A 23,341-nucleotide genomic window follows, 5' to 3' on the forward strand; every position below is an offset into this window, starting at 1 on the left:
CAGTCTGGCCGGGCGCGCACATCGATGTCAAGGGTGTCCATGGCTGCCACCCGCCCATCAACCGACCACCCCCGGCCGGTAGTGGTAGCTCTACCCACGGAGTCGATCCAGTCGGCTGGGTCGGGAGTGCCGCCCCGATTAGCGTCGGCGGCATGACAACCGCTGAGGCTCCGCACCTGGTCGGGGCGCTGCGCCGCCCCGGCTACCTGATCTCCGCCTGGCCGTGGCGAGCGTTGGCCTACCTCGCGACGACCGCGCCGATCGCGGGCGCACTCTCCGTCGGCCTGCTGGTGGTCGGCGCCCCGCTGCTGGCGGCCGTCAACGCCGTACGCCAGCACGGTCGGCCCGTGTCACTCGCGCTCACCCTGTTCCTGGCCGTCGGCACGCTGGTGCTCGTCGCCGTGGCGCCGATCGCCAGTGCCGGGGCGGCAGCGGTCGAGCGGTGGCGGCTCGGGCTGGTGGACGACCGGCCGCTGGCGCAGCGCCCCTGGGCAGGGCTGCGCGCCCGGTACACGACGGCGGACGCCTGGCGGGAGGTCGCGTACACGGTGTGGCTGGGGAGCGTGGTGCCACTCGCGTACTGGCTGGTGGCCCTGCTCGCCGGGCTCGACGTCGCGCTCGTCGCCAGCCCGTGGCTGGCCGGGGACGCCGACGACGTGGTGGTGCTCTGGACCACCGTCGACACCCCGGGGCAGGCCGTCCCGTACGCGATCCTCGGCGTGCTGCTCGTACCCGTCCTCTGGTACGGGCTGGGTGCGCTCGCCGCCGCCCAGGCCACGGTGGCGCGGTGGCTGCTCGGCTGGCCCACCGACACCGCCGCGCTGCGGGAGGTGACCCGGTCGCGGGCCCGCCTCGTCGACGCGTACGAGGCCGAGCGGCGACGCATCGAGCGCGACGTCCACGACGGGGCGCAGCCGCGGCTGACCAGCCTCTCCCTCCAACTGGGTCTGGCCCGGCTCGACGTGCCCGACGACTCCCCCGCCGCCCGGCCGCTCGCCGTCGCGCACGACCAGGCCAAGGGGCTGATGGTCATGCTGCGGCAGATCGTGCACGGGATCCGCCCGCAGAGCCTCACCGACCTCGGCCTGGCCGGGGCCGTCCGTGAGCTGGCGGACGAGGCGACCGTGCCGGTCACCGTCCACGCCGACGTCGACGTGCCGCTGCCCGAGGCGGTGGAGACCACCGCCTGGTACGTGGTGTCGGAGTGCCTCGGCAACGTGGCCCGGCACTCCGGGGCGACCCGGGCGGACGTGCGGCTCGACCGGGACGGCGACCTGCTCGTCGTGGAGATCTCCGACGACGGCCGGGGCGACGCCGACCCGACCCGGGGCACCGGGCTCACGGGTCTCGCCGACCGGGTCGCCGCAGCCGGCGGCCGGCTGCTGCTCGCCAGCCCGCCCGGCGGCCCCACCCGGGTGCGGGTCGAGCTACCGTGCCGCCCGTGACCCGGGTGGTGCTCGCCGAGGACGAGGTCCTCCTGCGCGAGGGGCTGGTCAGCCTGCTGGAACGGTTCGACTTCGAGGTGGTCGCCGCCGTCGGTTCGGCGCCGGCGCTGCGGGACGCGACCCGCGCGCACCGGCCCGACCTCGTGGTGACCGACATCCGGATGCCGCCCGGCGGACGCGACGACGGACTGCGTGCGGCCGTCGCCCTGCGCGCCGAGCGGCCGGGCCTCGCCGTCGTGGTGCTGAGCCAACATGTGCAGGCCGAGTACGCGAGCGCGCTGCTCGACAGCGGCGACGGCCGCCGGGTCGGCTACCTGCTCAAGGACCGCGTCGCCGAGGTGAGCGAGTTCGTCGGGCAGCTGCGTACGGTCGCCGACGGCGGCACCGTCGTCGACCCCGACGTGGTCCGCCGGCTGCTGCACCGGCCGCGGGATCCGCTCGCCGCCCTGTCGCCCCGGGAACGGGAGGTCCTGGCGCTGGTCGCCGAGGGCCGCTCCAACACGTCGATCGGCGCCGCGCTGCACGTCACCGAGGCCGCGGTCAACAAGCACGTCGGCAACATCCTCCTGAAGCTGGACCTGCCGCCGAGCGACGACACGAACCGCCGGGTACTGGCCGTGCTGACCTACCTGCGCCGGCCGTGACCCGTCCCTGCCCGCGCACCACGGCCTTGATCAACCGGGCTGGGATAGGATGCGGGTGGAAGGCGTGGATGGGGACGAGTACCGGCGCACGCAGCCAGGAGAGACCCGGGGACGGTGGAAGCCCGGGGGTGTGCGCGGCGGGAAGATCACCCCGGAGCCGTCGGAAGAAAGGCCGCGAGGCCGAGTAGACCCGACCAGACCCGAACGAGAGGGCCGTCCCGACGGCCAAGGAGGGTGGTACCGCGGGGCCCCGGCCTCGTCCCTCCGGCGGAGCTTCCACACACGCGCCGACGGAGGAGCGATGTACCGCAGCGTACCCACCCAGGTCGATCTGCCCGACCTCGATCATCAGGTCCTGCACTTCTGGCACGCCAACGGCGTCTTCCGCCGCAGCCTCGAACAGTCCGAGGGTCGCCCGGAGTGGGTCTTCTACGAGGGGCCGCCGACGGCCAACGGCATGCCCGGCGCCCACCACATCGAGGCCCGGGTCTTCAAGGACGTCTTCCCCCGCTACAAGACGATGAAGGGGTTCCACGTCGCCCGCAAGGCCGGCTGGGACTGCCACGGCCTGCCCGTCGAGCTGGCCGTCGAGCGTGAGCTCGGCTTCTCCGGCAAGCAGGACATCGAGAAGTTCGGCATCGCCGAGTTCAACGCGCGCTGCCGGGAGTCGGTCACCCGGCACACCGACGCGTTCGCCGAGCTCACCGAGCGCATGGGCTACTGGGTGGACATGGACGACGCCTACCGGACCATGGACCCGGAGTACATCGAGTCCGTCTGGTGGTCGTTGAAGCAGATCTTCGACAAGGGCCTGCTGGTCGAGGACTTCCGGGTCGCCCCGTGGTGCCCGCGGGACGAGACCGGCCTGTCCGACCACGAGCTCGCGCAGGGCTACGAGACGGTCGTCGACCCCTCGGTCTTCGTCCGGTTCCCGCTCACCTCCGGGCCGCTGGCCGACACCGCGGCGCTGCTGGTCTGGACGACCACGCCGTGGACCCTGCCGTCGAACGTCGCGGTCGCGGTGCACCCCGACGTCCGCTACGTGGTGGCCACCGACGGCACCGAGCGGCTCGTCGTGGCCGAGCCGCTGCTGGCGTACGCGCTGGGCGACGGCTGGGAGCTGACCGGCGAGTCGTTCACCGGCAAGGAGCTGGAGCGGTGGACCTACCGGCCGCCGTTCGACCTGGTCGAGGTGCCCGACGCGCACTACGTCGTGCTCGCGTCGTACGTGACCACGGACAGCGGCACCGGGCTCGTCCACCAGGCGCCCGCGTTCGGCGCGGACGACCTGGCCACCGCCCGGACGTACGGCCTGCCGATGGTGAACCCGGTCCAGTCGAACGGCCGCTTCTCCCCGGACGTGCCGCTGGTCGGCGGGCGGTTCTTCAAGGAGGCCGACCGGCCGCTCATCGAGGACCTCCAGCTGCGCGGGCTGCTGTTCAAGAACGTCCCCTACGAGCACACCTACCCGCACTGCTGGCGCTGCCACACCGCGCTCATCTACTACGCCCAGCCGTCCTGGTACGTCCGCACCACCGCCGTCCGGGACGCGCTGCTGCGGGAGAACGAGCACACCAACTGGCAGCCCACCACCGTGAAGTACGGCCGCTACGGCGACTGGCTCAACAACAACGTCGACTGGGCGCTGTCCCGGCGGCGCTACTGGGGCACCCCGCTGCCCATCTGGCGCTGCGCCAACGACCACCTGACCTGCGTCGGTTCCCTGGCCGAGCTGAGCGAGCTGACCGGCACGGACGTGACCGGCCTCGACCCGCACCGGCCGTTCATCGACGAGGTCACCTTCGCCTGCCACTGCGGGGAGACCGCCCGCCGGGTCCCCGAGGTCATCGACGCCTGGTACGACTCCGGCTCCATGCCGTTCGCCCAGTTCGGGTACCCGTACCGCAACACCGACCTGTTCGAGAAGCGCTACCCGGCCCAGTTCATCTCCGAGGCCATCGACCAGACCCGGGGCTGGTTCTACACCCTGATGGCCGTCGGCACGCTGGTGTTCGACAAGTCCCCGTACGAGAACGTGGTCTGCCTGGGCCACATCCTCGCCGAGGACGGCCGCAAGATGTCCAAGCACCTGGGCAACATCCTGGAGCCCATCCCGCTGATGGACCAGCACGGCGCCGACGCGGTGCGCTGGTTCATGGCGGCGGTCGGCTCGCCCTGGTCGGCCCGCCGGGTCGGGCACACCGCGCTCCAGGAGGTCGTCCGCAAGATCCTGCTGACCTACTGGAACACGGTCGCCTTCCAGTCCCTGTACGGCCGCACCGCCGGCTGGGCCCCGTCGGCCGCGGACCCCGCCCCGGCCGACCGGCCGGTGCTGGACCGCTGGTTGCTCTCCGAGCTGAACACCCTCGTCGCGCAGGTCGACGCGGCCATGGCCGAGTTCGACACGCACCAGACCGGGCGGCTGCTCGCCACCTTCATCGACGACCTGTCGAACTGGTACGTCCGGCGCAGCCGACGGCGGTTCTGGCGGGGCGACAAGGCGGCCCTCGCCACGCTGCACGAGGCGCTGTCCACGGTCACCCTGCTGCTGGCGCCGCTCACCCCGTTCATCACCGAGCGGGTGTGGCAGGACCTGGTCGTGGCGGTCGACCCGGAGGCGCCGCAGTCGGTGCACCTCGCGTCGTACCCGGTCGCCGACGAGTCCCTGATCGACCCGTCGCTGTCCCGGCAGATGGCGCTCGCCCGTCGGCTGGTCGAGCTGGGCCGGGCGGCCCGGGCCGACTCCGGGATGAAGGTCCGCCAGCCGCTCTCCCGGGCGCTCGCCTCGGCCGGCGGGTTCGACGAGCTGTCGCCCGAACTGTTGGCGGAGGTCGCCGCCGAGCTGAACGTCGGCCGGGTCGACGCCGTCGGCGGGGCCGGCGGTTCGCTGGTCGACACGACCGCGAAGGCGAACTTCCGTACCCTCGGCAAGCGGTTCGGCAAGACGGTGCAGCAGGTGGCGAAGGCGATCGCGGCGGCCGACGCCGCCGCCCTGCGCGACTCGCTGCGCGACACCGGGACGGCGACCCTCCAGGTCGGCGACGAGACGGTGACGCTCGGCCCGGACGAGGTGGTCGTGACGGAGACCCCGCGCGAGGGCTGGGCGGTGGCCAGCGACGCGGGCGCGACCGTCGCGCTCGACCTGCACCTCACCGACGAGCTGCGCCGGGCCGGCGTGGCCCGGGACGCGATCCGGCAGATCCAGGAGGCCCGCAAGAGCAGCGGACTCGAGGTGACCGACCGCATCGCGCTGCGCTACCGGACCGAGCGGGACGAGACCGGTCGCGCGCTTTCCGAGCACCGCGAGCTGGTGGCCGAGGAGGTGCTGGCGACCGACTGCGCCGAGGGCGAGCCGTCCTGGCCGGACGCGCAGCCCTTCACCGACGAGTCGCTGGGCCTGACCTTCTGGCTTCGCAAGGCCTGACGGGGGAATCGCCCCGGGCCACCACGGCCCGGGGCGAGCACCGTCAGCCCGTCGGGACGTCGGCGGCCGGCTGGTCGCCGCCGCCACCCGGGCCGTCCGCGGAGGTCGCCACCCGGAGCCGCTCCGCGACGGCCCGCGCCGTCCGATCGTGACCGGCCGCCGCCACGTCCTCGCCGAGCGCGGTGGCGAGGTCGGCCAGGTGCCGGGCCACCGGGCCGAGGCTGAGGACCGCACTGCCCGCGCCGGCCAGCTCGCCGGCGGCGGGCAGCAGTTCGGCGTACGCGTACCGCATCGCCGGCTCGTCACCGACGGCGAGTGCGGCCCGGGCGGTGAGCGCGAGGCGGGCCTCCCGGAGCAGGTCGTGCGGTGACTGCGGCTGCGTCCGCAGCGCGGCGACGGCCTCGTTCCGGCGGCCGTCCCCGGCCAGGGCCAGCGGCTCGACCCACGGCGCGTACGGCCCCCAGTCGGTGCGAACCGGCACGGCGGCGGGTGCGCTCGTCGGGGTGTCGGCCAGGCGCACCGCCAGCAGCGCGAGCGGCAGCAGCCCCCGCTCCAGGCCGGGCATCGCGCCGGAGGGCAACCGCTCCTGGGCCCCGCGGTACGCCACCTCGGCCTCGGCCCGCCGTCCGGCGAGGGCGAGGCGCAGCGCCGCGTACCACCGGGTGAACACCCCGACCAGCGGCAGGTCGTGCCGCGCGGCGAGGGCGTCGGCGGCGGCGGCGTGCGCGTCGGCGGCAGCGAGATCGCCGAGCCCGGCGCTGGCCTGCACCACGATGAGGCGGCCGAGCACCTCGAACGTCACCAGGTCGTGCGCGGCGGCGACCTCGACCAGCTCCGCCCCGACGCGGGCGCGCTCGGCGGCCAGCCCGGTGCGCCCGAAGGTGTGCATGAAGCGGGCGTTGAACGCGAACGCGAGCAGCGCCGGGTTTCCCACCCGCCGGGCGAGCGCCTCCGCCTCCACCGCCGCCTGGTGCCCCCGGTCGGTGGTCGTGCCACGCAGCTCCAGGGCGAGCGTGCTCAGCAGCCGGCTACGCCGTTCGGGATCGTCCGCGCCGGTGACGGCCAGGACGCTCTCGGCGGCCCGGACGATCCGCGCGGACAGCTCCTCGTCGTCGTTGCGCGTCCACACCGCCGGCACCTCGAACGCGGTGAGGACGGCCGCGGTGAGCGCCGGGTCGGCCAGCTTCTCGGCCGTGGCGAGCGCCTCGGCCCGGTACCGTCTGGTCCGCTCCAGGTGCCCGGTGACCGCGAGCGCGCGGCCGAGCCCCATCATCGCCGTCAGCCGGCCCGCGACGTCCGCGCCCCCGGCCCGGTCGTGGGCGTCGAGCGCCTGCTGCCACAGCCGGGCGGCCCGGTGCGGATGGGCACGGCCCTCGGCCTGCTCGGCGGCGATCCGGGCGTAGCGGGCCGCGCGGGCGGCCGTGGCCCGGGTGCCGGCCCGGTCGAAGTGGTGGGCGAGGGCCAGCACGTCGTCGGGGTGCAGACGTTCGATCGCCGCACCGGCGAGGGCGTGCCAGCGCGACCGGCGCGGTGCGGACAGGTCGGCGTAGATCGTGTCGCGGACCAGGATGTGGGTGAACCGCAGCCCCTCGCCCACCTGCTCGGTGAGGAAGCCGGCGCGCAGCGCGTGGTCCAGGGCGTCGAGGAGCACGCCGTCGGCGTCCGCGCCGGGTGCGGCGGGATCGGGTGCGGCGGGATCGGGCGCGGTCACGCTGTCGGCCAGCGCGGCCAGCAGCTCCGGGTCGACGTCCCGACCGAGCACCGCGGCCTGCCGCAGCACCTCCTGCGCCGCCTCGGGAAGTCGCGCCAGGCGGTGCCGGATCACGTCCCGCACCCCGGCCGGCACCCGTTCGAGGGCCGCCGCGCCCTCTAAGGCGAGCAGCCGCGCCAACTCCCGGACGAAGAACGGGTTGCCGCCGCTACGGCGGTGGATCAGCCGTACCGCCGTCGGGTCCGGGTCCCGCCCGGCCACGGCACGAACGAGGTCGGCGGTGGCGGGCTCGCCGAGCCCGGCCAGGTAGACCCGGAGCGGTTCGAGCCGGGCGAACCGGGCCAACGCCGCGGTCAGCTCGGGGCTGATCTCGGTGGCCCGGTACGTGCCGACGACCAGCACCGGGCCGGCGACCCGGGTGGGGTCGGCGAACAGGGCCGTCAGGACGTCCAGGGTGCCCTCGTCCGCGCGGTGCAGGTCGTCCAGGACCAGCAGTACCGGGCCGCGCCCGGCCACCGTGGACAGCCGCGCCGCCGTCGCCTGGTGCAGGCGGTACCGCGCAGTGGCGGGATCGACGGCGGCGGGCCCGGTCGGCGTTTCGGCGTCGCCGGCCTCCCCCAACGCGGTCGGGCCGGGTGGGGTCGGGCCGGCCCGGTCGGTCAGCTCGTCGGCGATCTGCCTCCAGGGCCAGGCGACCGGGGCGCCCTCGTACTCGGGGCTGCGCCCCCAGGCCGTCGTCCAGCCCCGCGCGGCCAGCCGATCGGTCAACGCCTCGGCGAGCGCCGACTTGCCGCCCCCGGCATCCGCCGAGATCAGGACGAGCGCGGGTCGGCCCTGCCGGTCGACCCGGTCGGCGGCCCGGTCGAGGGCGTCGAGTTCGTCATCCCGACCGACGAACGGACGCCGGCCCGCAACGGCGTCGGACGGCCCGACCGGCGACGGCGTGCCGCCCCCGGCGCTGCCGGCGAGCGCCGGCGCCCCGGCCGGATGCGGCGGCTCGGCCAGGCGCGGCGCCGGACCACCCGGGTGTGGCTCGGCCGCGCCGGTCAGGTGCGGCGCCTGGGCGAGGACGTCCGCCTCCAGCTGCCGCAGCCGGGGTCCCGGGTCGACGCCCAACCGCGCGACCAGCGTCCGGCGGGCCCGCCGCAGCGCCGCCAGCGCGTCCCCCTGCCGGCCCGCCCGGTACAGGGCGAGCGCCAGCAGGTGCCACCCGTCCTCCCGCAGCGGCTGGTCGGCCGTGTAGGCCCGCAGGTCGGTGGCGGCCTCGGCGGCCCGGCCCGCCGCCAGCAACGCCTCGGCCCGCCGCTCCACCGCCAGCATCCGCAGCTCGTCCAGCCGGTCGATCTCGGCGCGGGCCCAGGGTTGGTCGGCGTACTCGGCGTAGGCGGGGCCACGCCACAGGGCGAGCGCGCCGTCGAGCGCGGCCAGCGCCGGACCGGCCGATCCGGCAGCGATCAGGTCGGCGGACTCACGGACCGCCGCCTCGAACCGCCAGGCGTCCACCGCGTCGGTGGCGAGGTGCAGCGCGTACCCGGGTGGTGCGGTGACCAGGAGCCGCGCGGGCCGGCGAGGTGGCCGGTCGGGTTCCAGCGCGCGGCGCAGGTCCGCCACGAAGGTGCGGATCGCGGCGACGCCGCCCTCCGGGGGCTCCTCCCACAGGTCCTCGACGAGCCGGTCCACCGGCACGACCCGGCCACGGGCGATCAGCAGCCGCGCCAGCACCGCCCGGGGTCGCGCACCGCGCAGCGACACCGGAACGTCGTCGGCGCGGACCTCCACCGGCCCGAGCACGCCGAACGTCACCCCCGCCTGCCCGGTCATGGTCTCCAATCTAGGCACGGCGGCGGCTCGGCGCGGCGTCGGCCGCCGCCCCGCTTTCTCCGTGCTCATCCGGTGCTCATCGGTGCCGGGCAGGCTTCCGTCGTACCCCGGGCCGGGGCGGTGCGACCGCGGCCCGGACCATCGACAGGGAGGCTTGCCGTGGATCTCGGCATCAAGGGTTTCGACTACCGGCGCGTGACGGTCGACGAGGGCGTGGCCCTGTCGGCGGCCGTGGGTGGCTCCGGTCCGCCGGTCGTGCTGCTGCACGGTTTCCCCCAGACCCACCTCATGTGGCGGCACGTCGCCGCCGACCTCGCCGCGGACCACACGGTGATCTGTCCCGACCTGCGCGGTTACGGCGCGAGTGACAAGCCGGCCGACACCGACGGGGCCCGGTACGCGAAGCGCACCATGGCCGCCGACGTCGTCGCGCTGGCCCGGGCGCTCGGGCATGACCGGTTCGCCCTGGCGGGGCATGACCGGGGCGCGCTGGTCGCCGTCCGGGCCGGCCTCGACCACCCGGACGCGGTGACCCACCTGGCGGCGCTCGACGTGCTGCCCACCCTCGACATGTGGGACGTCCTGCACGGGACGACCGCCGCCGTCGGCTTCCACCTGTACCTCATGGCCCAGCCGCCCGGCCTGCCCGAGCAGCTGATCGCCGGGAGCCCCGACGCCTTCTTCGGGCACTTCCTGGACGTCTGGACCCGGGATCCGGAGGCCATCCCGGCGGACGTGCGGGCGGCGTACCTGGCGGCGTCCCGCGACGCGGTCACCTCGATCGTGGCCGACTACCGGGCGTCGGCCGGGATCGACGTGACGCACGACCGGGCCGACCTGGCGGCCGGCAACCGGCTGCGGATGCCGGTGACCGTCCTCCAGCAGGACTGGGGTGCCGCGCTCGGCTACGACGCCACGGCGCTGTGGCGGGCGTGGGCACCGGACCTGGCGCACCGGACGGTCTCGTGCGGCCACTTCATGGCCGAGGAGGCGCCGGCCGAGGTGGTCGCGGAGCTGCGCGCGCTGCTGAAGCGGTAGCCGCCGCGCGGCGGCTCGCCCGGGCCGCCGGAGCCGGGGGAGAATTTCCCCGGGGCCGTGTCGAAACGTGGGGGTCCCGCTCGTCGTCAGGTCGTACGCCAGCTCGAAGCGACGACAGGAGTCGGACATGAAGTACATGCTGCTCATCCAGAGCGGTTCGCGGGACGCGCCGGACCCGTGCACGGTGGAGGACTGGATGGCCTACGACAAGGCGGTCCAGGAGGCGGGCATCTTCGTCGCCGGGCACTCGCTGGCGGACCTCACGACGGCCACCACCGTTCGCGTCGGCCCGACCGGGGAGCGGACGATCACCGACGGTCCGTTCGCGGAGACCCGCGAGGTGCTGGGCGGCTACTACGTCATCGACGTGCCCGACCTCGACGTGGCCCTGGACTGGGCCGCCCGCTGCCCGGGTTCGCGGGGCGACGGGGCGGTCGAGGTGCGGCCGGTCGCCGAGTTCTAGGCGGCCGGGGTGGACGAGCGGGCGGCCGGCCCCCGCGCCTCGGTCGAGGCGGTGTTCCGGGAGGAACGCGGGCGGCTGCTCGCCGCCCTCGTCCACCGCTTCGGTGACCTCGACCTGGCCGAGGACGTCGCCTCCGAGGCGATCGAGGCGGCCCTGACCCACTGGCCGGTCGACGGCGTGCCGGCCCGGCCCGGGGCGTGGCTGCTCACCACGGCCCGGCGCCGGGCCGTCGACCGGCTCCGGCGCGACCAGGCGTACGCGGCGCGGCTCGCCATCCTCGCCGCCGAGGCGGACCGGTCCGGGCCGGCGGCCCCGGTGGACGACGACGGTGGCCTCCCCGACGAGCGGCTGCGGCTCTTCTTCACCTGCGCGCACCCGGCGCTGCCGGCCGCCGATCGGGGGGCGCTCATCCTGCGGTACCTCGCCGGGCTGACCACCTCGCAGGTGGCCCGAGCCTTCCTCGTGCCGACACCGACCGTGGCCCAGCGGCTGGTCCGGGCGAAGAAGAAGATCAGCGACGCCCGGATCCCGTTCCGGGTCCCCGAGCCGCACGAGCTGCCCGCCCGGCTGCCCGGCGTGCTCCAAGCCGTCTACTCGATCTTCACCGAGGGGTACGCGGCCAGCGCGGGGCCGCAACTCCAGCGGCTCGACCTCGCCGAGGAGGCCATCCGGCTGGCCCGGCTCCTGCGCCGGCTACTGCCCGACGAGCGGGAGGTCGCCGGGCTGCTCGGTCTGCTGCTGCTGGTCCACGCCCGCCGGGACGCACGGGTCGGCCCGGCGGGCGAGCTGGTGCTCCTGCGTGACCAGGACCGTGACCGCTGGGACCGGGCGATGATCGACGAGGGGCGGGACCTGGTGCTCGCCGCGCTGGGCGGCCCACCCGGCCCGTACGGAGTGCAGGCGGCCATCGCCGCCCTGCACGACGAGGCGGCCGACGAGGAGTCGACCGACTGGGCGCAGGTGGTGGCGCTCTACGACGTCCTGCTGGCACTGACGCCCTCGCCGGTGGTGGCGCTGAACCGGGCCGCGGCGGTGGCGATGCGCGACGGCCCGGCCGCCGGCCTGGCCCTGCTGGACGAGCTGGCCGGCGAGCCCCGGCTGCGGGCGCACCACCCGTATCCGGCGGCCCGGGCGGACCTGCTGCACCGGCTCCACCGGCTCGACGAGGCCGCGACGGCCTACCGGCGGGCGCTCGACCTGGCCGGCACCGAGCCGGAGCGGGCGCACCTGCGCCGCCGGCTGGCCGAGGTCGAGGCCGCCGGGGACTGACGGCGGGGCGTCAGCGGGCCCGTTCCTCGGCGACCAGCTCGCGGGTCGCCGGGGCGACCTCGTTGGCGAACAGTTCGATCACGGCCGGGTCGTCACCGGCCAGGATGAACGCGCTGACCCCGTGTTCCAGGGCCACCCCGGCGAGGTCTTCGGCCCACTGCTCCGGCGGGCCGTTGAGGAACGACCGCCCGGTGGCCGCGAACTGGCCGCCGATGTTCAGCAGCCGGCGGACCGCGCCCGGGTCCCGTCCGGCCGCGGCGGCGGCCTCGTCGATCTGCGCGTTCATGGTCGTCAGGTCGGAAGTGCCACCTTCCAGGTACTGGAGGGTGGGCAGCCAGCCGTCGGCCACCCGGCCGGTCAGCCGCAGCATGCGCGGCTTGTACGCGCCGACCCAGATCTTCACGTCGTGGGCCGGCGCGGGTCCCCGCTTCGCGCCCCGGACCTGGTAGTACTCGCCGTCGACGCGGATCCCGCCCGGCTTGTCGGCCGCCCAGACCTCACGGATCACCTGGATGGCCTCGTCCAGCGCCTGGACCGCCTGACCGGGGCTGAGTCGCCGGCCGCCCATCGCCGCGATGGCGTCCCAGAACCCGCCCGCGCCGATGCCCAGCTCGAACCGGCCACCGCTGAGCAGGTCGAGGCTGGCGGCGCTACGGGCCAGCACCGCCGGCTGCCGCAGCGGCAGGTTGAGGACGTTGCCGCTGAGCCGGATCCGCTCGGTGCGGGCGGCCACGTAGCTCAGCAGCGTCCAGGTGTCGTGGAATCGTGGCTGGTAGGGGTGGTCCTGGAACGTGACCAGGTCCAGCCCGGCCCGGTCGGCCGCCACGGCGACGTCCACGGCGTGCCGGACGGGCTGCGCGGTGGGCGTGACGAAGGCGCCGAACAGGAGGTCGTGCCCGTAGTCGGTCATGACGTCGTCCTCGGAGTCGAGTCGGAAGCGGAGTCGGGTGCGATGGCGAAGTTGTCGCGGAAGAGGCAGGTCGGGTCGTACCGCGCCTTCAGCGTGCGCAGCCGGGCGAGCGTCCGGGGCGGGAACGCCTCCAACAGGCGCTCCGGCCGCTGGTCGGTCTCGAAGCTGAGGTAGGTGCCCCGGATGTGCGGCGCCATCAGGTCTTCCCAGAGCGCGTCGAGCCGGGCGCGGTTGCGCCCGAACGCGGTGACGTGGAAGTTCACACCCCGGTGGCTCCACGCCATCGCGTCGGGGTCGATGTCGGTGACCGCCCCGCCCACCGACCGGACGTGGAAGAAGTAGACGGCGCCGCTGGCCACCAGGCGGGCGGCCGCCGCGGCGAAGGCGGGCGTGAGGTGCTCGACCAGACCGGTGCGGGACACCGGCTCGCCCTGCGCCCGGTGCGGTCCCTCGGCCGCGTTGGCCATCACCGAGGCGTACGAGGTGATGACCACCTGCTGGTCGTATCCGGGAGCGATGTCGGCGACGGGTTGCAGCGCGGCCACGATGGTGGCCGGATCGTCGGAGTCGACCATCGCCATCACCTGCGCCACCGACGGCTGGCCGGGCCGGGGCCCACCCATGATGATCGCGGTGGTCAGGTCGCGGGGTGCCGCCTCGACCGCCGCGCCCCAGCGGGTCAGCAGCCCGGCGGGGTCGCTGGCGTCGAGGACGAACTGGGCCCAGCCGACCGGCCCCACCTCGTCGACCTCGAACTCGAACGCGGTGACGATGCCGAAGTTCGCGCCGGCGCCGCGGACGGCCCAGAACAGGTCGGGGTTCTCGGTGTCGCTGGCCCGCACCTGAGTGCCGTCGGCGAGGACCAGCTCGACCGCGCGCAGGTGGTCGATGGTGAGGCCGTGCTTGCGGGCCAGCCAGCCGACCCCACCGGCGGTGGCCAGGCCGCCGACGCCGACGCCGCCGTAGTCGCCGGAGGTGAGGGCCCAGCCGTACGGTTCGAGGGCGGCGGCGACCTGCATCCACCGGGCACCGGGGCCGATCCGCACCCGGCGGGTCGCCTCGTCCAGCACCTCGATCGTGTTCAGCCGGCCGAGGTCGATGACGATGCCACCGTCGTTCGTGGACCGGCCGCTGATGCCGTGCCCGCCGCTGCGTACGCCCAGGGGCAGGTCCCGGTGCGCGCGGGCGAAGGCGAGCGCGTCGGCGACCTCGGCCGGGGTGCCGGGGCGCAGCACCAGACCGGGTGCGCCGCCGCGCATGTAGTTGGACTTCACGTTCGGGTAGGTGATGTCTCCCGGCTCGACGGCGCTGTCGGCCAGCGAGGCGGGCACCTGGTCGTACGCGATGCCGGGGCGCCGTTTGGCGCGGACGGTGACGCTGCGCCGGGCGGTGGTGGGCAGCGGCTCGGGCAGTGCCCGGTCGACGGCCTCGCGCAGCGCCGGCGCGACCTCGTGCGCGAACCGCGCCATGGTGGTGGCGTCGTCGGTCATCAGGATGAGCGTGCCGACACCGTCCTCCACGACCAGGGGCAGCAGGTCCTCGACCCAGCTGTCGGCCGGCCCGTGCAGCAGGCCCTGGCGGCTCGGCGCGAACTGGCCGGAGATGTTCAGCAGCCGCCGGATGTCCGCCGGGTCGCGGCCCGCCTCCCGGGCCGCCTCGTCAATGATCTTGTTGCTGGTGCGCAGGTCGGCGGGCTCGATCGGGCCGAGCGTGGGCAGCCAGCCGTCGGCCTTGGCGCCGACGAGCCGCAGCATCCGCGGCCGGTACGCGCCGAGCCAGATCGGGATGTGGTGGGCCGGCAGCGGGCCGGGCTGGGCGCCGTCGAGCCGGTGGTGCTCACCGGCGTAGCGCAGCGGCGCGGGGTCGCCGGCGTCGAGCAGGGCGCGGATGACGTCGATCGCCTCGTCCAGCGCCTCGACCGACTCGCCGGGGCGCAGCCGCCGGCCGCCCATCGCCTCGATCGCCGTCCAGAACGCGCCGGCGCCGAGGGCGAGGTCCAGCCGCCCGCCGGAGAGCAGGTCGAGGCTGGCGGCCGCGCGGGCCAGGACCGCCGGGGATCGCAGCGGCACGTTGAGCACGTTCGCGGCGAGGTGGATCCGTTCGGTCTTCCCGGCGACCCAGGACAGCAACGTCCAGGTGTCCAGGAACGCCGGCTGGTATGGGTGGTCCTGGAAGGTGACCAGGTCGTAGCCGAGTTCCTCGCTGAGCCGGGCGAGCGCCACGGGCGTGTCCGGCGTCGCGTTCGCCGGCGTGACGAACGTGCCGAACTCCAGGCGGTGGCGGTAGGTACCTGACACGACTCCCCCAAAGGTTGATGCGTCAACCAGTGTACGACCACCCCCCGACCCCGCCACTGTGAGGCCCGTCATCCGCGCCGGGATCTCGCCGAGCCGCCGACCCGGGAACCGCGAACTACGCTGGTCGGATGGGCGATTCCGGCAACTGGCTCGACGATCGCGAGCAGCAGGTCTGGCGCACCTTCCACCGGATGCGCAACCAGCTCACGCTCGCCCTCGGGCAGAGCCTCCAGCAGGATTCGGGCATCTCCGAGTCCGACTTCGAGGTGCTCGCCGCGCTCGCCGCCGCCCCGGACCAGACGATGCGCGCCCGCACCCTCCGCGCCGAACTCCAGTGGGAGAAGAGCCGCCTCGCCCACCAGATCCGCCGGATGGAGCAGCGCGGCCTGGTCGCCCGCGAGGAGTGCGTGGAGGACGGGCGCGCCCCCCTGGTCCGGCTCACCGAGGCCGGTCGGACCACCATCCGGTCCGCGGCGCCGGCGCACGCCGCCCGCGTGCGGGAGCTGTTCTTCGCCGGGCTCACGCCCGCGCAGGTGGAGGCCCTGCACGAGGCCGCCGCCGTGGTCCTGTCGCGGCTGCACCGCAACTGCCCGGCGGAGCTGCCGTGACCGGCACCGACATAGACTGGCGTTATGGGGAAGTGGGCGTGACCAGGCACGCGGAGTCTTCGGCACCGCACGGCCATCTCTGCTGGGTCTACGACGACCCGACCGCCTTCGCCAACGGCGCCCAAGACTTCCTGCTCGACGGGCTGCACGCCGGCGAGCGGCTCTGGTATGTCTGCTCCGGCCCGCCCGAGCCGGTCCTCGCGCGGCTCTCCGCCGTTCCCGCGCTGCGCGATGCGCTGGCCCGCGGAGCGGCCGAGGTGGTGCCGCTGGACGGGGCGTACCGCTCTGGCGCGGTCGTGGACGGCCCCGCCCAGGTACGCGCCTACGCGGAGGCCACCGACGCCGCCCTCGCCGCCGGCTACCAGGGCCTGCGGGTGGTCGCCGAGGCCACCCCGCTGGTCCGCACCCCCGCCCAGTTGGACGCGTTCGCCCGCTACGAACACCTCGTCGACCGCTACATGCGGGCCCGGCCGTTCGCCGCGATGTGTGCCTACGACCGGCGGGAGCTGGACGCCCGGACGCTCGCCGAGCTGGCCTGCCTGCACCCGCGCACCAACGCCACCGAGGTGCCGTTCCAGCTGTACGCGACCGGGCCGCTGGGCGACCGGGCCGGGCTCGCCGGCGAGCTGGACCTGACCGGCCACGACCTGTTCGCCACCGCGCTGGAGCGGGCCGAGCTGCGCCCCGTCGACGGCCGGTTGGTGCTGGACGCCGCCCAGCTGCGCTTCGTCGATCACCGTACGCTCCTGCTGCTGCGCGACTACGGGCGGCGTCACGCCGCCACCGTCGTGCTGCGCTCCGCGCACAGCGCCGCCGCACGCCTCGCGACGCTGCTCGGCCTGCCCGGCCTCCAGGTGGAGGCGGCTCGATGAGGACGGGCGCGGCCACCGGCCACCAGGGCTACTACCACGAGGCTGTCTGCTACCAGTCCGACGACGAGCTGCTGGCGGTCGTGCTCCCGTTCCTGCGCGGCGGGGTCGAGGCCGGCGAGCCCACCTTCGTCGCGCTCGGCGAGCGCACCGCCGGGCTGGTCCGGGCCGCGTTGCCCGCCGGGACGGAGGTGGAGTACCTGCCGGGCGGGGACGTCTACGCGCGCCCCACCGCGGCGATCCGCTCCTACCGGAAGCTGCTGGCCGCGCAGGTCGCCGCCGGGGCCGGTCAGATCCGGATCATCGGTGAGCTGCCGCGGGTCGCGTTCGGGGCGACGTTCGACTGGTGGGCGCGCTACGAGTCGGCGATCAACCACGCGTACGACGACTTCCCGCTCTGGAGCATGTGCGCGTACGACACCCGCACCACGCCGCCGCACCTGCTCGACGAGGTGGCGCGTACGCACCCCCGGTTCGCCACCGCGGACGGCCGCCACGTGCCCAGCCCGACCTACACCGACCCGCCGACCTACCTCCGTGAGCAGCGGCCCGCGCGCCCCGATCCGTTGCAGGCCCGGCCACCGCTGATCGAGCTGACCGATCCGACGGCGGCGGACGCACGGGCCGCGGTGCACGCGGTCGACCGTGGGGTGCTGCCCTCCGACGACGTGGACGACCTGGTCGTCGCCGTCAGCGAGACGGTCACCAACGCGCTGCGGCACGGCGTGCCCCCGGTGCGGCTGCGCGTCTGGGCCGGCACCGACCGGATCGTGGTCACCGTGACCGACGGCGGCGACGGCCCGAAGGACCCGTACGCGGGGCTGCTCCCGGCCGGCGACGGCGCGACCGGTGGCCTCGGCCTGTGGATCACCTACCAGTCCTGCAACCATGTGTGCCTGCACCGCGACGCGCACGGCTTCACCCTGCGGCTCACCGCCGGCAACCCGCACTGAGCGCGACCGCGGGTTGCCGTCCCGCCGGCCGGACACCGACCGGAGGGCGAGCGCCGCACGGTCCGCGTGAGCGTCAGCTCATCGCGGCCACCAGGTCCCGGCAGGCCTGCTCGCAGTCCCGACAGGCCTCGGCGCAGACCCGGCAGTGGGCGTGCCGGTCGGCGTGCCGGTCGCACTCGTCGCCGCACGCCTTGCAGACGGTGGCGCACGCCTCCAGCAGGCTGCGGGTGACGTTGGCGTCGTAGCCGGTGTGCCGGGACAGCACCCGGGCGGTCGTGGTGCAGATGTCCGCGCAGTCCAGGTTGGTACGGACGCACTTCGTCAGCTCGGCGACCATGTCCTCGCTCAGGCAGGCGTCCGCGCAGGCGGTACAGGCCTCGGCGCAGGCGTTGAGCGTGTCGATGACCGCCGCTAGCTTCCCCCGGTCGAGATTGATCGACTTCGGGTACGCGTCGAGCATCCTGCTGGTGATCGTGGCCATTCCTCGGCCCTCCCCTCGTCCGCCTCCTTACCGCCCTACCCGTCCGTCAGGCCGACATGCGTGAAGGTCGGCTTCAGCGGATTTCGGCCATCGCAGCGGTGACCGTCAACAGCGCGTCAAGATTGCCCGGGAAGCCGTGAAATCGCCGTATCGGCACGGGCCCCACCGCCACCCGCTCGCCACGATGGCGACATGACGTCACGACGGTTGCGGCCGTGGGATCGCGAGCCGGTTCCGGCGGAGGCCGGGCGGCGGTCCGCCCGGCGCCCGGCCGGTCCGGTCGGCCCGCCGGCCGGGTCCCCGCCCCTGTCCGACGAGCCGGAGCGGCGGCACGAGGCGCTGGTCGGCGTCCGGCTGACCGCCGCCACGCCCGGCAGCCACCTCCTGGACTACCTGCGCACCGAGCCCTGCGCCGTGGAGGCGTGGTGGATCGCCGCCGACATCGACGCCGTGGTCCGCCTCTCCGCGACCAGCCTGAGCGTGCTGCACCGCGCCGTGGAGGACCTGCGACGGCGGGGCGGCGCGGAGGTCGTCGCCACGCACAGCATCCTCCGCCCGCTGGACCTCCCGGTCCCCACCGACAGCCCGGCCGCCACCGTCCCGGTGCCCGTGCCGGCACGGGCATGAGCCGCCCCGTCACCGCCGGCCGGGTAGTGGTCGGGGTGGACCGCTCGTACGCCGGACTGGCCGCCCTGCGCGCGGCGGTGCGGCTGGCCCGCCGCGACGGCGCCCCGCTGTACGCGGTGCGGGCGTGGACGTTCGTGCCGCTCTGGCGCCCCGGGACCATGCCGTGGCTCTGGCAGGAGGAGTTCGCCCGGGCGGCCCGCGCCTACGTGCGGGACGCCTTCGAGACGGCCCTCGGCGGCCAGCCGCGGGACGTGACCGTCCGCGTCCTCGCCGAGCAGGGCTACGCCGGCCAGGTGCTGGTCGACGAGGCGTGGCGGGAGACGGACGTCCTGGTGGTGGGCAGCCCTCGGCGGGGCCGCTTCGGCTCGAAGGGCGGGCACGTCACCCGCTACTGCGTGAGCCGGGCGAGGGTGCCGGTGGTGACCGTGCCCGCGCCGGACTGGGCGCGGGCCGACGCCATCCGCCGCTTCGGCCGTGATCTCGAACGATTTCCCCGCTGACCGGGCGCGCCCGCCCGGTCGGCCAGCTTGGATGAGAAGGAAGGCAACACGATGGACGAGGTTCCGGATACCTGGGCCGTCCCGGTGCGTACCGTGCCCGGACGGCAGGCGCTGGCGGTGCGTACCGCCCGGCTTCCCCAGGGGGAGCGGGTGGGGCTGGCCTTCAGCAGCCCGGAGAGGCTCGCCAGCGCCATGGGCGCGGACCAGCCGTGGACGCCGCTTTGCGAGTCGGCGCTGCGGAGCATGCTGAAGCCGCTGGGCATCGACCGCATCCAACTGGACCCGCTCCTGGTCGCGCCGCCGGTCGCGCGCGACGAGGCCCGCCTCGGCACGGCGCCGCAGCGGACCGGTCCGACTCGCGCCACGACGGCGTCGCGGCAGGCCGACCAGGCCCGTCCCGTCGCCGCGCTCGCCGGCACCCGGCCGGTCTGAGATGACCGCCGTCACCCTCCTGACGCCGTCCGAACCGGCCATCCAGCCGGCCGGCGACGGCGTCACCGTCGAGATCTCCGTGGTGGTGCGGGCCGCCGGCACCGCCACGGAGGTGGCCCGCGACCTCGTGGAACGCATCCGTGCCGTCGTCGGCGACGCGTCGACCGCGGGACCGGTGCCCGTCGGCGCCCGCCTCCTGCTCGACGGTTCCGCGCCGGAGGTCCGTTCCACCGGTGGGCGCTCGACGCGGCGCCTGCGGGTGGCGGCCGACCCGGACGAGGCCACCCTCGTGCTGCGTACGGGACGTCGGACCGCCCTGCTCTGCGGGCACCCGCTGACGTTGACCCGACTCGAGTACGACCTCCTGCTCCACCTGGTCCGGCACCGCCATCAGGTGCTGACCCGGGAGCAGTTGATGCGGGACGTGTGGGGCCACCAGGTCTGCCTGGGTGGCCGCACGGTCGACGTGCACATCCGCCGGAACCGCCAGAAGCTGGCGGGCCGGGGTCCGGTCGTCACGACCGTGCACGGCGTCGGCTACCGGCTCGACGCCCCGGAGCGGGTGCGCCTCACCACCGACTGACCCCAGCCGGCATCACGGCCGGTAGCGGTAGCCCATCCCCGGCTCGGTGATCAGATGCCGGGGACGGGCCGGGTCGTCCTCCAACTTGCGGCGCAGCTGGGCGAGGTACTGGCGCAGGTAGTTGCTCTCGTTCTGGTACTCCGGTCCCCACACGTCGTGCAGCAGCTGCCGCTGGCTGACCAGCTTGCCGGGATTGCGCAGCAGCTTCTCCAGCACCGCCCACTGGATGGGGGTCAGCTTCACCTCGGTGCCGTCGTCACGGGTGACCGTACGGTCGGCGAGGTCGACGGTGTGCCGGCCCACCCGCAGGGTGGCGGTGGCGTCGGTCGGTGCGCCCAACCGCCGGGCGACCGCCCGGATGCGGGCCAGCAGCTCCTCCACGCCGAACGGTTTGGTCACGTAGTCGTCCGCGCCCGCGTCCAACGCCTCGACCTTGTCCTCGCTGCCGGCCCGGCCGGAGAGCACGATGATCGGCACGGTGGTCCAGCCCCGCAGGCCCCGGATCACGTCGACGCCGTCCATGTCCGGCAGGCCCAGGTCGAGGACCACCAGGTCCGGCGGGTGACCGGCGGCCGCCTTGAGCGCCCCGGCGCCGGTGTCGGCGACCTCGACGTCGTACCGGCGGGCACGCAGGTTGATCCGCAGCGCGCGCAGGATCTGCGGCTCGTCGTCGACGACCAGGATGCGGGTCATTCCTGTGGTCCCTCCGCCAGGCTGTGGGTCACGGCGGGCAGCCGCAGCACCATGGTCAGTCCACCACCCGGAGTGGTCTCCGGGGTCAGGCTCCCGCCCATCGCCTCGGCCAGGCCCCGGGAGAGCGCGAGGCCGAGGCCAACGCCGGTCTGGTTGTCCCGGTCGCCGAGGCGCTGGAACGGCAGGAACACGTGCTCCCACTTGTCCTCGGGGATACCCGGGCCGGTGTCGATGACCCGCAGCTCGACCTGACCGGCGTGCGCGCTCGCGGTGATCGTCGGCGGTTGGCCGGGCGGGCTGTAGCGCAGGGCGTTGGCGAAGATGTTGACGAGGACCCGTTCCAGCAGCCCGGGATCGGCCGTCACGGCGGGCAGGTCGGCCGGGATGTCGGTGCTGACGTCGACGGCCGGGGGGCCGAGCTCGTCGAGGGCCCGGGGCACCGCGTCCTCCAGGCCGATCGTGGTCGGGGTGAGACCGAGCACGCCCGCCTGGAGCCGGCTCATGTCGAGCAGGTTGGCGACCAGCCGGGCGAGCCGGTCCAGCGACTCCTCGGCGGTGGCGAGCAGCTCCGCCCGGTCCTCCTCGTCGAAGTCGATGTCGGGGCTGCGCAGGCTGGTCACCGCCGCCTTCGCGGACGCCAGCGGCGTACGCAGGTCGTGGCTCACCGCGGCGAGCAGCGCGGTCCGCATCCGGTCGGCCGCGGCGAGCGGCCGGGCGGTGGCGGCCTCCTCGGCCAACCGCTCCTGGCGCAGCGCGACGGCCGCCTGGGCGGCGAACGCCTCGACGAGGCGCCGGTCGGCGGCCGCCAACCGGCGACCGCAGAGGACGACGGTGATCCGGTCGTCGACCGGCACCGTCGTCTCGCCGCTGTCCGGCATGGTGGCGGCGTGGTCGCCGACGCTGGCCACCACGCGCCAGGCCTGCTCGTCCCGGGCCCGGGTCGGGCGGCTGGCCGCGTCCTCGGCGAGTTCCAGCACGCTGACCGCGCGCAGCCCGAACGTCTCCCGGAGCTGGTCCAGCAACGCGATCAGGGGCCGCCCGCCGCGCAGCACCCCGCCGGCGACGGCCGCGAGGGTCTGCGCGTCGGCGGCGGCGCGGGCCGCCTCCCGGGTACGCCGGGCGGCGACGTCCACGATCCAGCTGACCGCGAGCGCCACCCCGACGAAGACGACGAGGGCGAGCAGGTTGTCCGGCTCGGCGATCGTCAGCGTGTAGAAGGGCGGGGTGAAGAACCAGTTGATCAGCAGCGTCCCGCCGAGCGCGGCGACCAGCGCGGGCCAGAGCCCGCCGACCAGCGCCACCACCACGACACCGGCGAGGAACAGCAGGATGTCGCTGGCCAGGGTCAGGTCCGGCAGCACCGTCAGCAGCAGGGTCAGCAGCGGCATGCCGATCGCGGCGAGGCCGAAGCCGAGCAGCCGCCGGCGCCGGGACAGCGCGGCGGGCAGGGCGACCGTCGGCCGGCCACGGCCCGCCTCGGTGTGCGTCACCAGGTGCACGTCGATGGCGTCGGAGTTCGCGATGGTGGTCACGCCGACGCCGCGGGACAGGATCTGGGCGAACCGGCCCCGGCGGCTCGCCCCGAGCACCAGTTGCGTGGCGTTGACCCCGCGCGCGAAGTCGAGCAGCGCGTCCGGCACGTCGGCGCCCAGAACCTGGTGGTAGGTGCCGCCGAGGCTCTCCACCAGCACCCGCTGCCGGGCCAGCTGCGCCGGGTCCGCGCCGGCCAGGCCGTCACTGCGGGCCACGTGGACGGCGAGCAGGTCGGCGCCCTTGCTACGGGCGGCGATCCGGGCGGCCCGGCGGATCAGGGTCTCGCCCTCGGGTCCGCCGGTGAGCGCGACGACCACCCGCTCGCGCGCCTCCCAGGTCTCGGCGATGCCCTGCTGGCTGCGGTAGTGGCCGAGCTGCTCGTCGACCTTGTCGGCCAGCCACAGCAGGGCCAGTTCGCGCAGCGCGGTGAGGTTGCCGACCCGGAAGTAGTTGCCCAGCGCCGCGTCGATCTTGTCAGGTCGGTAGATGTTGCCGTGGGCCATCCGCCGCCGCAGCGCCTCCGGCGTCATGTCGACCAGCTCGACCTGCTCGGCCGCCCGGACCACCTCGTCCGGCACGGTCTCCCGCTGGACGGTGCCGGTGATCTGGGTGACCACGTCGTTGATCGATTCGAGGTGCTGCACGTTCACCGTGGTGAGCACGTCGATGCCGGCGTCGAGCAGCTCCTGCACGTCCTGCCAGCGCTTGCCGTTGCGGGAGCCGGGCACGTTGGTGTGCGCGAGCTCGTCGACGACGGCGACCTCCGGCCGGCGGGCGAGGACGGCGTCGAGATCCATCTCGGTGAAGTCCGCGCCGCGGTACGTCAGGCTGCGGCGGGGCACCTGCTCCAGGTCGCCGATCATCGCAGCGGTGTGCTTGCGGCCGTGCGTCTCGACCAGGCCGATCACCACGTCGGTGCCCCGCTCGGCCCGCCGGTGGGCCTCCTCCAGCATCGCGTACGTCTTCCCGACGCCGGGTGCGGCGCCCAGGTAGATGCGGAGTTCTCCTCGTGGCACGGGTCCATCCTCTCCGGTGCCGCC

Annotated in this window: 19 protein-coding genes; 13 read left to right on the forward strand and 6 right to left on the reverse strand. The window is 74.9% G+C overall.

Annotated features, from left to right (window positions below; translation table 11 throughout):
- The first annotated feature begins 152 nt into the window (after positions 1-152).
- The 3 genes from GA0070620_RS19290 (at position 153) to ileS (ending at position 5,513) form a co-directional block, all read left to right on the forward strand.
- On the forward strand, positions 153-1,445 hold the full coding sequence (locus GA0070620_RS19290) for a sensor histidine kinase (protein WP_091592865.1): 1,293 nt from the start codon (positions 153-155) through the stop codon (positions 1,443-1,445).
- On the forward strand, positions 1,433-2,089 hold the full coding sequence (locus GA0070620_RS19295; RefSeq protein WP_091592867.1) for a response regulator transcription factor: 657 nt from the start codon (positions 1,433-1,435) through the stop codon (positions 2,087-2,089). Before GA0070620_RS19290 ends, GA0070620_RS19295 begins: the two co-directional genes overlap by 13 nt.
- 301 nt (positions 2,090-2,390) lie before the next feature.
- Positions 2,391-5,513 carry an isoleucine--tRNA ligase gene (gene ileS, locus GA0070620_RS19300; protein ID WP_091592868.1) on the forward strand — a complete coding sequence of 1,041 codons (3,123 nt, stop codon included), beginning with the start codon at positions 2,391-2,393 and terminating at the stop codon, positions 5,511-5,513.
- Between the two features lie 43 nt (positions 5,514-5,556).
- Here ileS and GA0070620_RS19305 read toward each other — a convergent pair whose 3' ends face one another.
- Entirely contained in the window at positions 5,557-9,045 is a 3,489-nt protein-coding gene (locus tag GA0070620_RS19305) for a BTAD domain-containing putative transcriptional regulator (RefSeq protein WP_091592870.1), read from the reverse strand.
- A gap of 159 nt (positions 9,046-9,204) precedes the next feature.
- Between GA0070620_RS19305 and GA0070620_RS19310 the strand changes: the two genes are divergently transcribed.
- The 3 genes from GA0070620_RS19310 to GA0070620_RS19320 all read left to right on the forward strand — a co-directional run bounded on the left by GA0070620_RS19310 (position 9,205) and on the right by GA0070620_RS19320 (position 11,815).
- Positions 9,205-10,083 carry an alpha/beta hydrolase gene (locus tag GA0070620_RS19310; RefSeq protein WP_091592873.1) on the forward strand — a complete coding sequence of 293 codons (879 nt, stop codon included), beginning with the start codon at positions 9,205-9,207 and terminating at the stop codon, positions 10,081-10,083.
- Between the two features lie 127 nt (positions 10,084-10,210).
- Entirely contained in the window at positions 10,211-10,546 is a 336-nt protein-coding gene (locus GA0070620_RS19315; RefSeq protein ID WP_091592875.1) for a YciI family protein, read from the forward strand.
- Positions 10,547-10,555: 9 nt separating this feature from the next.
- Positions 10,556-11,815 (forward strand): RNA polymerase sigma factor, encoded by a 1,260-nt coding sequence (locus tag GA0070620_RS19320; RefSeq protein ID WP_091592878.1) that lies wholly within the window; start codon positions 10,556-10,558, stop codon positions 11,813-11,815.
- 10 nt (positions 11,816-11,825) lie between these two features.
- Here GA0070620_RS19320 and GA0070620_RS19325 read toward each other — a convergent pair whose 3' ends face one another.
- Both GA0070620_RS19325 and GA0070620_RS19330 read right to left on the reverse strand, forming a co-directional pair.
- Entirely contained in the window at positions 11,826-12,725 is a 900-nt protein-coding gene (locus GA0070620_RS19325; protein ID WP_091592879.1) for an LLM class flavin-dependent oxidoreductase, read from the reverse strand.
- Positions 12,722-15,022 (reverse strand): LLM class flavin-dependent oxidoreductase, encoded by a 2,301-nt coding sequence (locus tag GA0070620_RS19330; RefSeq protein WP_231921859.1) that lies wholly within the window; start codon positions 15,020-15,022, stop codon positions 12,722-12,724. Before GA0070620_RS19330 ends, GA0070620_RS19325 begins: the two co-directional genes overlap by 4 nt.
- A 128-nt stretch (positions 15,023-15,150) precedes the next feature.
- On the opposite strand from GA0070620_RS19330, the gene GA0070620_RS19335 reads away from it, so the two are divergent.
- From GA0070620_RS19335 to GA0070620_RS19345, 3 genes are read left to right on the forward strand one after another with little or no spacing between them, the layout of a single operon-like run.
- The gene (locus GA0070620_RS19335; protein WP_091592883.1) at positions 15,151-15,630 is read left to right on the forward strand and encodes a MarR family winged helix-turn-helix transcriptional regulator; all 480 of its coding nucleotides are present in this window, start codon (positions 15,151-15,153) and stop codon (positions 15,628-15,630) included.
- A 38-nt stretch (positions 15,631-15,668) separates the two neighbouring features.
- Complete coding sequence (locus GA0070620_RS19340; RefSeq protein WP_091599019.1) at positions 15,669-16,502, forward strand: MEDS domain-containing protein; 834 nt, start codon at positions 15,669-15,671, stop codon at positions 16,500-16,502.
- Complete coding sequence (locus GA0070620_RS19345) at positions 16,499-17,452, forward strand: anti-sigma factor RsbA family regulatory protein (RefSeq protein WP_091592885.1); 954 nt, start codon at positions 16,499-16,501, stop codon at positions 17,450-17,452. Before GA0070620_RS19340 ends, GA0070620_RS19345 begins: the two co-directional genes overlap by 4 nt.
- 73 nt (positions 17,453-17,525) lie before the next feature.
- Here the strand turns inward: GA0070620_RS19345 and GA0070620_RS19350 are convergent, their stop codons facing one another.
- A complete protein-coding gene (locus GA0070620_RS19350; RefSeq protein ID WP_091592887.1) occupies positions 17,526-17,933 on the reverse strand; it encodes a four-helix bundle copper-binding protein in 408 nt (135 codons plus the stop codon).
- A 192-nt stretch (positions 17,934-18,125) separates the two neighbouring features.
- Here GA0070620_RS19350 and GA0070620_RS19355 point away from each other — a divergent pair, with 192 nt between their 5' ends.
- Genes GA0070620_RS19355 through GA0070620_RS19370 form a run of 4 tightly spaced genes read left to right on the forward strand, consistent with a single transcriptional unit; the run spans position 18,126 to position 20,075 of the window.
- Positions 18,126-18,560 carry a hypothetical protein gene (locus GA0070620_RS19355; RefSeq protein WP_157741671.1) on the forward strand — a complete coding sequence of 145 codons (435 nt, stop codon included), beginning with the start codon at positions 18,126-18,128 and terminating at the stop codon, positions 18,558-18,560.
- Positions 18,557-19,060 (forward strand): universal stress protein, encoded by a 504-nt coding sequence (locus GA0070620_RS19360; RefSeq protein ID WP_091592891.1) that lies wholly within the window; start codon positions 18,557-18,559, stop codon positions 19,058-19,060. The genes GA0070620_RS19355 and GA0070620_RS19360 overlap by 4 nt, the downstream gene beginning before the upstream one ends.
- A 51-nt stretch (positions 19,061-19,111) precedes the next feature.
- Positions 19,112-19,492 (forward strand): SAV_915 family protein, encoded by a 381-nt coding sequence (locus tag GA0070620_RS19365; protein ID WP_091592893.1) that lies wholly within the window; start codon positions 19,112-19,114, stop codon positions 19,490-19,492.
- Position 19,493: 1 nt separating this feature from the next.
- Entirely contained in the window at positions 19,494-20,075 is a 582-nt protein-coding gene (locus tag GA0070620_RS19370; protein WP_091592895.1) for a winged helix-turn-helix domain-containing protein, read from the forward strand.
- Positions 20,076-20,087: 12 nt separating this feature from the next.
- Here the strand turns inward: GA0070620_RS19370 and GA0070620_RS19375 are convergent, their stop codons facing one another.
- Positions 20,088-20,768 carry a response regulator gene (locus GA0070620_RS19375; RefSeq protein ID WP_091592897.1) on the reverse strand — a complete coding sequence of 227 codons (681 nt, stop codon included), beginning with the start codon at positions 20,766-20,768 and terminating at the stop codon, positions 20,088-20,090.
- A complete protein-coding gene (locus tag GA0070620_RS19380) occupies positions 20,765-23,317 on the reverse strand; it encodes a sensor histidine kinase (protein ID WP_091592899.1) in 2,553 nt (850 codons plus the stop codon). The genes GA0070620_RS19375 and GA0070620_RS19380 overlap by 4 nt, the downstream gene beginning before the upstream one ends.
- Positions 23,318-23,341 lie beyond the last annotated feature (24 nt).

The sequence above is a fragment of the Micromonospora krabiensis genome, assembly GCF_900091425.1.
Classification (GTDB): domain Bacteria; phylum Actinomycetota; class Actinomycetes; order Mycobacteriales; family Micromonosporaceae; genus Micromonospora; species Micromonospora krabiensis.